Origin of the sequence: Mucilaginibacter aquaedulcis (genome assembly GCF_030409325.1) — a bacterium.
GTDB classification, from domain to species: domain Bacteria; phylum Bacteroidota; class Bacteroidia; order Sphingobacteriales; family Sphingobacteriaceae; genus Mucilaginibacter; species Mucilaginibacter aquaedulcis.
Genome location: NZ_JAUFPR010000001.1, coordinates 1 through 13,620, shown reverse-complemented (window position 1 = coordinate 13,620; position 13,620 = coordinate 1). Strand labels below are relative to the sequence as shown.

Annotated in this window: 13 protein-coding genes; 5 read left to right on the top strand and 8 right to left on the bottom strand. The window is 38.6% G+C overall.

Features of this window, described 5'->3' with window-relative positions:
* Positions 1-298 precede the first annotated feature (298 nt).
* Positions 299-991: a type 1 glutamine amidotransferase domain-containing protein gene (locus tag QWZ01_RS00065; RefSeq protein ID WP_290321158.1), complete on the top strand. Its 693-nt coding sequence runs from the start codon at positions 299-301 to the stop codon at positions 989-991.
* A 140-nt stretch (positions 992-1,131) separates the two neighbouring features.
* Here QWZ01_RS00065 and QWZ01_RS00060 read toward each other — a convergent pair whose 3' ends face one another.
* From QWZ01_RS00060 to QWZ01_RS00030, 7 genes are all read right to left on the bottom strand, one after another.
* Positions 1,132-2,361: a Pycsar system effector family protein gene (locus QWZ01_RS00060; RefSeq protein WP_290321157.1), complete on the bottom strand. Its 1,230-nt coding sequence runs from the start codon at positions 2,359-2,361 to the stop codon at positions 1,132-1,134.
* Positions 2,362-2,437: 76 nt separating this feature from the next.
* Positions 2,438-2,926, bottom strand: a complete 489-nt coding sequence (locus QWZ01_RS00055; protein ID WP_290321156.1) for a cupin domain-containing protein — start codon at positions 2,924-2,926, stop codon at positions 2,438-2,440.
* A gap of 467 nt (positions 2,927-3,393) precedes the next feature.
* Entirely contained in the window at positions 3,394-4,353 is a 960-nt protein-coding gene (locus QWZ01_RS00050) for a nitrilase family protein (RefSeq protein WP_290321155.1), read from the bottom strand.
* Positions 4,354-4,435: 82 nt separating this feature from the next.
* Positions 4,436-5,251 carry a helix-turn-helix domain-containing protein gene (locus QWZ01_RS00045; RefSeq protein ID WP_290321154.1) on the bottom strand — a complete coding sequence of 272 codons (816 nt, stop codon included), beginning with the start codon at positions 5,249-5,251 and terminating at the stop codon, positions 4,436-4,438.
* Between the two features lie 38 nt (positions 5,252-5,289).
* Positions 5,290-5,685, bottom strand: a complete 396-nt coding sequence (locus tag QWZ01_RS00040; protein ID WP_290321153.1) for a hypothetical protein — start codon at positions 5,683-5,685, stop codon at positions 5,290-5,292.
* 18 nt (positions 5,686-5,703) lie between these two features.
* The gene (locus QWZ01_RS00035; protein WP_290321152.1) at positions 5,704-6,666 is read right to left on the bottom strand and encodes a hypothetical protein; all 963 of its coding nucleotides are present in this window, start codon (positions 6,664-6,666) and stop codon (positions 5,704-5,706) included.
* A gap of 2 nt (positions 6,667-6,668) precedes the next feature.
* Positions 6,669-7,484 carry a carboxypeptidase-like regulatory domain-containing protein gene (locus QWZ01_RS00030; protein WP_290321151.1) on the bottom strand — a complete coding sequence of 272 codons (816 nt, stop codon included), beginning with the start codon at positions 7,482-7,484 and terminating at the stop codon, positions 6,669-6,671.
* Positions 7,485-8,144: 660 nt separating this feature from the next.
* Here QWZ01_RS00030 and QWZ01_RS00025 point away from each other — a divergent pair.
* Together QWZ01_RS00025 and QWZ01_RS00020 are read left to right on the top strand one after the other, a co-directional pair.
* Positions 8,145-8,732, top strand: coding sequence for a Crp/Fnr family transcriptional regulator (locus QWZ01_RS00025; protein ID WP_290321150.1), 588 nt, complete (start codon positions 8,145-8,147; stop codon positions 8,730-8,732).
* A 94-nt stretch (positions 8,733-8,826) separates the two neighbouring features.
* A complete protein-coding gene (locus QWZ01_RS00020) occupies positions 8,827-9,975 on the top strand; it encodes an alkene reductase (protein WP_290321149.1) in 1,149 nt (382 codons plus the stop codon).
* Between the two features lie 64 nt (positions 9,976-10,039).
* Here QWZ01_RS00020 and QWZ01_RS00015 read toward each other — a convergent pair whose 3' ends face one another.
* Positions 10,040-11,236 carry a glucuronyl esterase domain-containing protein gene (locus tag QWZ01_RS00015; RefSeq protein WP_290321148.1) on the bottom strand — a complete coding sequence of 399 codons (1,197 nt, stop codon included), beginning with the start codon at positions 11,234-11,236 and terminating at the stop codon, positions 10,040-10,042.
* Positions 11,237-11,316: 80 nt separating this feature from the next.
* Here QWZ01_RS00015 and QWZ01_RS00010 point away from each other — a divergent pair, with 80 nt between their 5' ends.
* Positions 11,317-11,565: a hypothetical protein gene (locus tag QWZ01_RS00010; RefSeq protein WP_290321147.1), complete on the top strand. Its 249-nt coding sequence runs from the start codon at positions 11,317-11,319 to the stop codon at positions 11,563-11,565.
* Positions 11,566-11,857: 292 nt separating this feature from the next.
* Positions 11,858-12,676: a glycerophosphodiester phosphodiesterase family protein gene (locus QWZ01_RS00005; protein ID WP_290321146.1), complete on the top strand. Its 819-nt coding sequence runs from the start codon at positions 11,858-11,860 to the stop codon at positions 12,674-12,676.
* Positions 12,677-13,620 lie beyond the last annotated feature (944 nt).

Genomic DNA, 13,620 nt, shown 5'->3' with positions numbered 1-13,620 from the left:
CAACCCATAGTGTGTTTGCCTGAAATTAAAAAGAATATATCAGACATCTTTTAAAAGACAAGATACTCCCCAGTGAAATATCACGATCAATGTCGGTTAATAATGATATTTAGTAATGTTTATTTTTTATTATGTATATATAGCGTTGAAATACAGTTGTTTGAATGTGGCACGAAAATAGGTTTGGGAAAACTTAATGCTATAGGGGAGCAGCAAATATATTAAGTATTTCATCAACAGGTTAAGATTAAAACTTCAACCACAAACAATATACAGGGATTAAATTAAATGAAAAGTTATGAAAATCGAGAAAATTCTATTTATTGTCACCTCTCATAGTGAGCTGGGCAACACAGGCAAAAAAACAGGTCTATGGATCGAAGAATTTGCCGCTCCTTACTTTAAGCTTCATGACCTCGGAAAGCAAATTGTCATCGCATCGCCCAAAGGAGGCCAAACTCCCATTGACCCTAAAAGTGATTTTCCGGAAAATAGAACTGAGGCCACAATAAGATATTATAATGACCAGGAAACGATCAACAGATTAAGCAATACTGTAAAATTAAATACTGTATCTGAAAGTGATTTTGATACCATTTTTTACCCCGGTGGCCATGGCCCGATGTGGGATCTGGCCGAAGACAGGGATTCGGCCAAGCTTATTGAGTCTTTTTATTTTGCCGGCAAACCCGTTACGCTGGTTTGTCATGCACCGGCAGCCTTAAAGTATGTAAGAAGGCCAGATGGTCGGTGGTTGATTGAAGGGAAGCGTGTAACAGCTTTTACCAATACAGAGGAAGAAACAGCACAGCTCACTAATGTAGTGCCTTTTCTTTTAGAAGACATGCTGAAACAGAGGGACGCCAAATTTCAAAAAGGAGAAGACTGGAAACCATTTGTTACCCGTGACGGACATCTGATCACCGGACAAAACCCATCATCATCGGTTTTAGCAGTTGATACCCTGCTTGATTATACAGCACGGCTTTAACAACAAACATAAAAGGTTAGGGGCGGATTATTTCGCCCCTTATTGATCGGCCGGTGACTGCGATAAGAGATTATTTTCTAATACATGACTGCCGCCTAAGATTTAATTACATCACTTAAAACATTGTTATTAAATAGTCATTAATGCTCTGCAGAAATGGATGGTGAAAATTCGTAGTGGATAATTGTAGCGGCAACGAAGGCAATGATTGATATTGTTAAACCAAACATAAATATGGTATACGCTATCCTGAGCAAATCATACTTGCGGCCTACGGCATGGCCCTGGCCGTACATGTCCTGTATCAGTGCCCCGTAAATGAGGTTATTATCCTTAATCAAATGAAGCATGGCATACCTGAAATCAGGAAGGTCCATTTTATAAAAGTTACCATAAAAAAGTATATTAACATCGTTATTTTCCAGATCCTCCTGTCTGAATTTTCCTATGGAGTTATGTGGGCGGATAGCTAAAATCGCCAGGATGATGGTAACCAAACTCACAGCTATTAAGGTGAATGTAGGAAAGGATAGATAGGGTTCCTGATCAAGCTTTTTTAATAGCAAGCTTATAATAGCCGAAAGTATAATAGCATTAACGGTAATCAGAATACGGGCTTTATTGTCGGCAAGTCCGCTGATGCGCTGGTTATTGGCCAGTGCTATCCTGAATAAGGTGTCTATTCCTTTTTCCTGAAACTCTTTACTTTTCTTTGGTGAAGCCGATAGGTGATTCAGAATATCTTCTGGCAATACATTAACCTGTTGTTCATTGATTTCGGGGAGTTGACTTTTAAGTAAGGCTGCATTGCGTTGTTTTTTGATATCCATGAGGCTTTGGGCGGCCTCTGTATAATATTTATGATCCTGCATTAAGTTGATTGATTGCTGCAGCCATTCCATCTTGTTTATTTTCCTGAATTGTAATTTAGATTGTTCTTGTCGTTGTAGTTCATTCATTTTGGAGAACGACTTCTTACTAAAGTAAAATGTTGAGGAATCTAAAAATATTTGCTCAATAAGGCTTAAAGGCTGTTGAGTGGAGGGAGTTAACCCTAACAATCTCTGAATGCGTTGATCAACTGTTTCATCTAAATTAAGTGTTTGAAGAAAATTCAGAATTATACTTAATCCGGCAGCTTCATGGTTTCTCGGGTCTTCTGTAAAGCCTATATCTTTCAGCCATAAGGCGGCGTAAAGAACAAACCGGTCATCTTCAGATAAGTTATAATGGCCTGCAATCAGGCGAGCCGCTGCAAGCGTTTTTTTTACCAATTCAAAATTGTGAAACTTTAACTCATTATGGTGATGTTCATTGAAGCGCTCTTTTACAAATTGACTGATTTTTTCCAATGGTTGTATCTCTTTCATAGTCATATTTTAATATTTTGTATAAGCATTTATGGGGTTAATCATTCATAGCATGGAAACAGTATGCCATCGGCTTTTATTTCTTCTTATTCCGGGGATCATCTGCAGGATTAATATAACTAATTCCGAGCGGGCCGTTAGTTGTAACTTGTGTTACGTATTCGCCAGATTTTGCCCAATGAAAGTGCGGTGTGTTACCGGGCAATATGACCACGCTGCCAGGAGAGTAAGCCGTTAATTTAGAAGCATCGAACTTGGTACCTAAACCTATATAAAACACACCTGATATAACAGTATATATCCGGTCTTCGGGATGAATATGTGGCATGAGGATTACACCGGCAGGTACTTTAACCCTAATCACATAAGGACCGGCCTGTTTAGGATTACCCACCAAAATGGCTAAACGGGCTTCGGGTGGAAATGCCGGAAATTGCAACCACTTGATATTTTCCTGGTAAATGACTCCGAATTTTTTGGAGGAGATCCCTTGTGCCAAAGCTTCGTTCGCACCCAAAAAAACACCAGCAAACAATACAGTCAATATGAGTTTTTGCTTTTTCATGATAATTAGTATGCTCATTAAATGATATTATTCAGAATAGACCGTAACAAAGATTATTTGCTGACGCCTGGCTCATGATAGTTGCATGAACACAAACTCTTAAGCATTTGATTCTGAGTTTTAAATGTTAATCTATTTTCATGCCATTTCGAAAATATGTTGTATATCAATTAATTAAACTGATTGATAAGGTATGTTAGGTACTATATATCGTCAATTCTGAAAATAGCTCGTGAGATGTCGTGGTTAATCTGTACGAGCAAGTTAAGAACCTTTTGAATTGGTTTCATCAGGCAGAAGGAAATAGGGTTGGGCAGGGAGCCGGTAACATTGCGACCAGACAATGATATAGCTTATGGAGCTTCCTGGCATGCGCTTACCTACTGAATCACTGACCCTGCCAACCCTCATAAATCATATGAGCGAATAAAGCTACCTGCTAAAAACTAAGGAGGTACCAGGTACGTTTAACTTTGAGAATTTTCATTCAGCCATGAAACTTTTTGAGCCGATTGATGGTCCTGCCCAATAATGTCGCGGTAAAGTTCTGGTCGGCGGGCTTCAATATAGCGGTATCCGCCAGCTTGCCCCAGTTTTTCGGGTGTAAATACTACGCTTACAAATTGGTCATTTAATTCAGTACACTCTGCCAGAATATCACCAAAGGGATCAATGATCATGGAATGTCCGTTTTTAAGCTGATCATCGTCCATACCTATCGGGTTGGCAAATACACAGTAAATACCATTATCATAAGCCCTTGCTGGCAGCCACTTCATCAACCAATCACGGCCCTTCATTCCTTCAAATTCAATGCGCAGAGAAGTAGGGTCGGCTATACGATTATCCCATAATCTGGCATCAACAAAACCTGCACCGGGGCGTGTTGATGGCGTACACATAGTTACGTGTGGCATAAAGATGATATTGGCACCGAGTAAACGTGTGGCACGTACATTCTCAATAATGTTATTGTCGTAGCAAATGAGTATACCACACTTCCAGCCAAAAAGATCAAAAACGCAATATTCATTACCAGGCAAAAGATGCGGATTAATAAACGGGTGTAGTTTGCGAAACTTGGCAACCACTCCGTTGCCGTCTACACATATATAAGCTTTGTATAAGTTTTCGTTATCATCCTTTTCAAAAAGCCCGGCTAAGATCACCATGTTGTTAGCCGCGGCAATCTCCCTTAACCTAATAATACTTGGTCCTGAAGGAATAGGTTCGGCCAGATCAAGCATTTGTTCCCGGTTAAGCTTGCGGGCAAAAGTATAGCCCGTTACAGAACATTCATGAAAAGCAACCACTTTGGCTCCATCTGCAGCAGCCAGGGCAGTAAACTTTTCTATCATGGCCAAATTATAAGCTTTATCAGCACTTTTGTGCTCAAACTGTACAGTCGCGATTTTTAGATTTTCCATTGATTTTTTTTCGTAAAGTTCAATGATTCATTCGGCTCCGAATTGTACGAATGCGACATCAAAGCATTTTCAGGGGATTTACCTAAGTCTTATCGTCGATACGCAAAAAGTTGACGGCCAGTGGATTTGTATGTGCCTTGTATTGGGAAGGAGTAAGGCCGGTTATTTTTTTGAACTCTCTTATGAGATGCGATTGATCATAAAATCCGCTTTCGTAGCCCAGGGCTGTCAGTTCAGAAAATGAGTTTAACCGCAGTTGTTTTAAGAAAACATGCAAGCGAATAATGTTGCCCAACACTTTTGGACTTAAACCCACGGCCAGATTAAAACGCCTTTCGAGCTGGCGCTGTTGATAGCCGGTGAAATAAGCCAGCTGTTCTACAGAAACAATACCGTTGTGCCGAGCCATGTAAGCAATTGCGGCGGATACCATAGGGTCATTAAGCACATGTTTGGTTTTAATAAGCTTGCGAAAAAAAGCTTCTGCTACGTTGATTTTATCCGAAATCGAAGTTTTCTCCTTTAAACGTTCAGGCAATTCCCTTGAAGATGGGCCAAACAGATCGGTCAAATCAATTACCTGATCTTTCAGTTCAATGGCCGGAATAGCGAGTAAGCGGTTAATTGCGTCGGGCTTAAGAACAATGATAAACCATGAGCCGTTTCCCTGGAAGGTAATATCCCGGTAATTGGAAAGCTGGCCATAGAAAAATGCGTCAGAGAATCTACTACCTGATTCATTATCCATTTGCAATAAGCCCGCTTCTTCAGAGCTAAAAAATAGGCCTGTGCTGCCATCAGAAAAAAAACGCAGCCTTTCTGCCTCTCCTGAATGCCGGTTGATCAGGAGGTAATGCCTGATATATGGAGCTAAATCTGGAGAGGGCGGAATCTGCATATGCGAAATTAATGCTAATAAAAATGATATTTTCTTTTCTACTGTTGTTTTAAAACAAGAGTTTGGCCTGCAGATGTAAGTGTTAATACTCGGTTCCCGGTTCCGCTCATAGTACCGGTATAAGTTTTGCCCGGGCTATTGTTTAAAAAAGTAAGTTTAAAGCTCACTTTAGAATGATCAAACGTGCCTTCAAATGTTGCAACCTGTTCGCCTCCTGTAAACTCATTTCCTGTAAATGTTCCGGTGGCCTGATTGCTTGGTGCGTTCAAAAAGAAAAACTGATCGTCCGGGTTGGCATTATTAACCCAGTTTCGGCTAAAGTCAGGTAAGTAGATATCCGTAGGTGCCGGATCACTTGAATTACTGCAATTACTAAAAGCGAATGCTGCAATTATTACTATAATAATATACAAACAAGGGGTTGTTTTTTTCATGGCGTGTATGATTATGTATTAGTTTTTTAGGCGGCCAATAAATTTTTGTATACATAGTTCCATATTATTCAGCTGATCTGTAAGCATGGGCGCTAAGGCTTTGATCTGTGACTGTATTTTTTGTTTGGTTGGCTCTTTACTTTTATCTGAGCCTTTTAAAAGGAAATATTCATTGATCTGATTTTTAAGATCATTTAAAGGCAGTATGTCTTTAATATGAATGATATTAACTAGGGTATCGGCTATCCCATCAAATGTAGTTTTCAGTGATGGATCGTCCCAGTAATCGGCTATTTTTTTAGAGTAGGTAGGGTAATTAGTGTTAAGTTTTTCAAAGGCAAGGTTATATGCATTCGTGATCTGAGCCAGCTGGATCAATGCATTTGAATTGGTAAAAGCATAATCTGAAGTGTATAAAAAAGCATTCTTTACATTTTGCGCCTGAAAAATATAGTTCTGCAACGTACTGCTGATCTCCGGATAAAACAGATCAATACCATCTTGTTTTTCGCGGGCAATTCTAAGGTCATCATTAGTATATCCTAATTTTTTAAGATTCGCAGCTATCGAATCTATCTTAACCTGTAGCGCTTTTGTTTCTGATTGTCCTTTGCTGGCCGCATCTTTTAGTTTAGATAATGATGAAAGGTAAGTTTTAAGCTTATCGTTTGATTGAAAGCCTTCCAGTATTATCTGGGTTAATAAGGTTGGGTCTTTGGGTACTAATATCCTACCAGCAAGGGGGTATGCAATAATGTAACTTTTATCGGATGGTTGAATGTTAACCTGGGTCATCTTACCATCTATGGCAGTTGTAAATACCCCCGAATCATCTGTAGTAGCCGGTTTTCCGTTAATGATCACCGTATAATTTTTCACCACAACATTGTTGTTTAACAGCTGGCCTTTAAATACAACTGTTTGACTGAAGCCGCCCAGCCACATACTACACAAAACCATGATGCTGATAATTGCTTTCATGATCAATGCAATTGAAAGGTTAGTGGTGTTTTTGAAGAGAAGACCTGTGTGTTGTTGTAGCGAAGTTTGTTTTTTGTATAAACCCTTACAGGTAATTCTGTACCATCTTTAAGAGGTAAGGTAATGCGGAAATTGCCCAGCTCATCAGCCTGAGCTTTATACAAACCATCGGCAATTACAATTTGTACACCAGGAACGGGTTGCCCTTTGGTATCTATAACCAAACCGCTAACGGTTAATGAATCAGCTTGCTTTTTAAGATGCAGTTCAACAGGAGATTGCCTGTCTGTTGGGATAGTAACCTGTTGAGATTGCCTGAAATAGCCGCTTACTGCAGGAATAACGTCTATTGACTTGCCTAACAGACTGCTCGGCAGATCAGTAAAAGTAACAACGCCGTTCTCAATCCTGGCCGAGTCGGGTTTATTGAACAGAACTTTTAGCATGCCATTGCTTACCAGTTCGTCTTTATTTTCACCGCCAAAAACAATAAATTTCAAGCTGAACGAATCGGCAGTAGGAGCAAGCTTTAATCCAAAATATATGATCAGGCAAAAAATTACTGTAGGCCCGCCAAGTTCAAGTTTACCATTATATACCTGACCACTGTATTTCGCGTGTGATTTTAATGAGCCGAATAAAAAGCCTGCTGCTATTAGTGCAACAAACACCAGCAAAAAGAAATAGACCTGCTTATTTAAGCTGTCCATTTTGTTGCTGAAAATAATCAGAAGTATAGCGGCAGCAACAAAAAGCACAAAACCTGCACCTGTTATTATAACCCAGCTTAATGATGAAATATCTTTTTTAATTGCCATGTGGGGTAATAGGCTGTATACTATAAAGTTATATTAAATTTTAAGGTTTACATAATAAGAATTGTAAATAACAGCTATTCTATTGCAAACGGTAGGAGTGATTACTTAGGCATGATGAGCCTTAGCAGCCAAAAAGTGGGCCTGAGCAGACTTCTTGCGTTTTGTTTAAAATTTACTTTAGCAATATCCTAATTCTCACAAATGGGGCAGATTTAACTATCTGCTAACCGTCTGATCAATAGAACTATTGATTCACGCACAATGTAACTGTGTCCTCATTAAATTATACAGGTTCACAGATTTTTAAGAACACAAGCGGCTGTCAATTTGATGACCGGGCTTGAAAATTAAGAAATCATGACTAAAATAAACTCTCACATAGATTGTCCTAATTGTAAAAATGCTTCCATGGAAAGAATCTCCCGTGGCCCTTTATTCAAAACAGTATTGGCCTGGTTGCCGATACGAAGGTATATATGTTATCAATGCTTGCGAAAGTTTTATTTTTATCAATCATAAACAGGGAGAAGATTGTTCTTAATCAGGCAATAAGATATCGTAGATAATTAGTTTAAATGGTGAAAGACCTGGCTTTAAGAATAACATTATTGCAGTAAACATATTTTGTATTAGTATACTGCAATAAGTTATTTTTACATAATGGATGATTTTTTACCTATTCTTGATTATGTAGGAAGGCATATTCATTTAACAGATGAGGAGATAGCTTATTATGTATCCTTACTCAAGATAAAAAAGATCAGGAAAAAACAGTTCATCGTTCAGCCCGATTTTGTTTGCAATCATCGTACTTATATTGTAAAAGGTGCATTGCGCTCATACCTGATAGATGCAAATGGCCAGGATCATACTGTTGCATTTGGTATAGATGACTGGTGGATAGCAGATTTTGACAGTTATTTATTCAGACAACCTGCAACGCTGTTTGTAGAGGCGCTGGAAGATAGTACGCTGATACAAATATCTTATGATGATGAGCAAAAGCTCACAGAAACCCTGCCTAAGTTTAATAAGTTTTACCGTAAACTGGCAGAAAATGGATATGTATATCTGCAAAAAAGAATATTGGCGGATATCAGCCTGACAGCTACAGAACGATATGAAAACTTTTTAAACAGGTATCCTCTTGTTGCCGCCCGTGTACCGCAATATGCGCTGGCCTCATACCTCGGAATTTCTCATGAACTATTAAGCAAGATCCGTAACAAGAGGGTTAAAAAAAGTTGAAAAACTTCAACCTTATTTCTTGGTAAACTTCATTTTTAAGGATAGCATTTTGCCGGAACTTTGATTTATCAAAATCAGATAATTAAAGTTCAAAATGAAACATTCATCAGTAATTAATCAACAGTCAAATAATAACGACGGATTATTTTCACCTATAAAACTTGGAGCATTACAATTAACACATCGCGTAGTAATGGCTCCCTTAACCAGAATGCGTACATCAGATCATCGCTTCATTCCGAACGATCTGATGGAGGAATATTATACCCAACGAGCTACCAAAGGCGGATTAATAATTTCGGAAGGTACAGTAATATCGCCTACCGGGCATGGCTATCTTGGTGCCCCTGGTATATATACAGATGAACAGGTAGAAGGCTGGAAAAAAATCACCGAGGCCGTGCATGCTAAGGGTGGATATATTTTTATGCAACTATTTCACGTAGGCAGGCAATCGCACGCTGATTTACAACCTAATGGAGCTTTACCTTTAGGCGCATCAGTTGTTGAGCATGACGATGTTACATTTACCAAAAATGGCTGGGTGCCGGTTACTTTAAACCGAGCTTTAACAACCTACGAAGTTAGTCAGCAAGTACAGGATTATATAAATGCAGCCAAACTGGCTAAAATGGCTGGATTTGACGGTGTTGAACTGCACGGAGCAAACGGGTACCTGGTTGACCAGTTTTTGCAGGACGGCTCTAATAAAAGAACAGATATTTATGGTGGCCCAATTGAAAACAGGGTGCGTTTTTTGTTAGAAATAGTGGAGGGTTTGGTTTCTGTATGGGGAGGTAATAGGGTAGGTGTGCGCCTGGGGCCAAGCGGCTCATTCGGCAATATGTTTGACAGAGACCCTAACGCCCTATTCAGCTACGCAGCAGCGCAACTTAACAGGTTTGGTTTGGCTTATCTGCATATTATTGAACCGCGTATAAACGGTAGCTTTGAAGTTGCAGAAAACCTTGAACCTACGGCTGTCGTTCACCTGAGGGAAGTATATAATGGAACTATCATTTCTGCTGGTGGTTATAAGCCCGATACAGCAGACTCCGTAATAGAAAATGGAGATGCTGATCTGGTGGCGTTTGGCAGATATTTTATCTCCAACCCTGATCTGGTTGAACGCATCAGGGAAGGTTTGCCACTTAATGATTATGATCGTGAAACCTTTTACGGTGGCAACGCCCGTGGTTATACAGATTATCCTTTTTATAATAGAGAAGAAAACGCTGCGTAAACAAAAGACATCGTTTATCAAACCCCGTTTTATATGTATAAAGCGGGGTTTTGTTTTTTGCTGGTTATTTATTTGCAACAAGACGGGAATATTGAATATTGGCAAACCTGATAAAGTTGCTCCAGTCATACAGGGTTAAATCATGAATACCCTCTCTGATGTGATAACCTATGGTTTGATTGATAATTGGGCTGTTGGCAGGAGGTGGAGTAAATTTAAGTTCGGGATTAATTCCATATAATTCATAAGCTTTTTGAGCATAATAAACCGAGAGATATGAGCCTAAAGGGTCGGCCCACAGATCTTTTGTAGCGTTGGTAGTGTAAACCGGCCGCGGAGCCATTAATGCTATAAGCATGTGTTGATCAACTGGCAGGCTGTTTATAGCATCATTGTAATTTTTATAATTGTTGTTAAACCAATAAGGGTAATGGGTATTAATAATTTTTACAGTTTCGCCAAACTGTCGTCGGGCTAAGGCAGCACCTGTATTTCCAGAACAATTGGCAAATACCATAGCAAAGCGCTCATCCTCAGCTGCGGCCCATAAAGTTGCCTTTCCACCACGGGAATGGCCCACAATGCTCACTTTAGTAAAATCAATATCTTTATCAGTTTTTAAATAATCCATTACCCGGCTTGCGGCCCAGGCCCAGCAACCTATGGCTTTCATGCCTTTATCAGCGTTTAGCTGGTCGGGATATAATTTTAATACGCCGTTTGTGTAATTATCTTTATTGTCAGGTGCAGCATCATTAACGTTAAACGCGGCAATAGCATACCCACTGTCAATAACCATTTCAGCGGGCCAAAAATCACTTTTAACTTTTCGAGTTGGATCTGTATTAGTCGTATCGCGATTGTTAATGAATAAGAAAGCGGGGTTTGAAGTTTTTCCATTGTTTGGAGTAAATAAGGTTAAATGGATATTAACGGATGTATTAGAATTATAGATGGTTACCGTAACTTCCTTTAAATGCGCTTTACCACCCATCGCATTTTTATCCTCAGCAGTTATTTTAAATGTTATACGGTCATAGGTTTTGGGCATTGTACCATAAACATTTTCCTCAAACATACGGAGTATCTCAGGTCTTCTACTTTGCTCCCAGGCTTCAATTGTCTTAACAGTTCGCCCATCTGTAGTTTTTAAAATATCCGGCAGCGTAAAAGCGGGAACTTTAGTTTCATCATAATTTTGAGCGGAAACTTTTGCCGCAAAAGCAATGATCAGAATAATACCTATTAATTGCTTAAGCATAATTTATACTGATTTTTAACAATTTAAGGTAGTTTATAAAAGTGGAATTTTAAAACCATTTAATCCACTATATTTATCCTATGGAATCAAAGTTATTTTCATACAAAGCAGAGGGTATAGTATTAGAACCATTAAATGATCAGCTAAAGGTTAGCCCAGTTTTCGATCGTAAAGAACTTATCGAAAAAATCAAAGAAATGCTCAAAATCGATGGTTTTAAACCAGACGAGCATAGTCTGCAATTTAAAATAGAAGAAGGCCAGCTATTTGTTCAAGGCTTAGCTGTTAAGCAACAGGAAAACCGGTCTATCGGATTTATGAATAGATAAGCAAATTACAGATACACCCAAAAATCTCATATTGTTGTTTTCAACAGCCATGGGGCAACTGCTGATTAGTATTAATTTTTATTAGCCACTCAATAAATTTCTGAAGAATCGTTTGTAACACGCATCTTACGTGTTTAGCTGTGCAGACGCTATAATGACCTGCTTTTTATTTGGAATTAAAATTGAGACTTCATTGATTAAATTCCTGCAAAGTGCAGGTTGTTAAAATTATCATTTATGAATACTATATTTAAAAAAAAGCCTTTTCTTAGCCGTATATTCATTTTTATTTATGATACAGCTTTCTGAAGCACAAACTAAGGCAGATAAGCTGACCGATATTTTTATTAATCATCCCGAGCAGATCATGGTAGCCGCTCATCGTGCGGTACATACCCATTATCCCGAAAACTCTTTAGGGGCTCTTCAGGAAGCTATTCGTCTGGGAATAGATATTGTGGAGTTGGATATCAGGCAAACGAAAGATCATGTGTTAGTTATTATGCATGACGATAAAGTTGATCGTACAACAAATGGCAAAGGCAATTTAGTCGATTTTACCTACCAGCAGTTAATGGAACTGCGGTTAGTGCAGAATGGAAAGCCAACCGATGAAAAAGTTCCTACTCTGGAGCAGGTTCTTAAAATGGCTAAAGGGAAAATTCTGGTTGATATTGATTTTAAGCTGGGAGACGAAGACGCTTTAAAAAGGACTTACAAAACCATTGAAGAAACTCAAATTACCAACCAGGTTTTATTTTTTCTGTATCAATATAAAAACACACCATCGGTACATGCTATAAATCCCGATGTTAAAATAATGCCACGCGCTTACAAGCAAGACGATGTTAATAAAATTTTGGACATGAAAATTGCTAAAGTGATCCATATAGATGAAAAGTTTTATACCGATAGCTTAATGAAAAAAATAGCCGATCAGCATATCAGGATCTGGAGTAACTCTCTTGGAACGTATGATGATCTTGAATTGGCATCACATTTTGGTTTTAAAGCATTACTTACAAGAACAAAGTATGTAAATGTTATTCAAACCAATCTTCCTGAAGAATGGTTGAAATACCTGAAACAAACTGGGCATCATCAACTGTAGCCTGTATAATTTTAAATAAGTAAAGATTAAATTAGATATGCGCGATTTCTCTCCTGTACTTGTAGTCAATAGGATAACGCTATTGGTGATATAACAAAGGAGATAATTTAGCCCCCGGTTGTGGCTTTAGAGCTATACATTAGGATGATTTAGGGAATATGAAATCAAAAAGGCTACAGTCTTCAATTTTTTCCTGCCTGATAACCAGGCTCTTGAAAGTAATCGATGAAATTGGGATAAAAAAGTTTGGATGAGGTAGAAAAGTGGCTATCTTTGCACCCCGCAAACGAGGAAGTGGGATTGTTCTTAGAAAGGTTAGTTGAAGTGGAGCTTTTGAAGGTAGGAGAGAAAGAAGAAGAGCGAAAAGAGCACCAAATAAAACTTCAAATAAATTTTCGGATATGAAAAACAATTTGCACTTTTGCAGCCCGCTACGGAGGACGAAAGTCTGAGAGGAAAGGGTTCTGAAACTTATAAAAATTCGAAAGAAAAATAAAAAAAATAAGTTTTGGAAAATAGGAAAAGGTTTTTACCTTTGCACTCCCGAAACGAAGGAAGAAAAAAGGCGGCAACGCCGAGTGAGGTTGAGGGGAAAAACAAGTGAAAGTTGACAAAGGTTAACGAGTAACAAAGAAGCGAAGCAGGAGCGATTCCTGCGGAGAGAAAATGAAAAGTTAGGTACAACGCAAGAAGTACAAAACATATAAAAAGCGGAACCGGGACGGGGAAGCGAAAAGTTCTTTTAAGAAATAGAAAATCATGTAGCGTAACGATCGGAAGAAATAAACCCCTTCCGGTGAGTTATAAGAATAGCAGGATACTGTATAAAGATACATAATACAGATTCTATTATTAATAATAGGGTCAGAGACAAACAAAACATTTTACAATGGAGAGTTTGATCCTGGCTCAGGATGAACGCTAGCGGCAGGCCTAATACATGC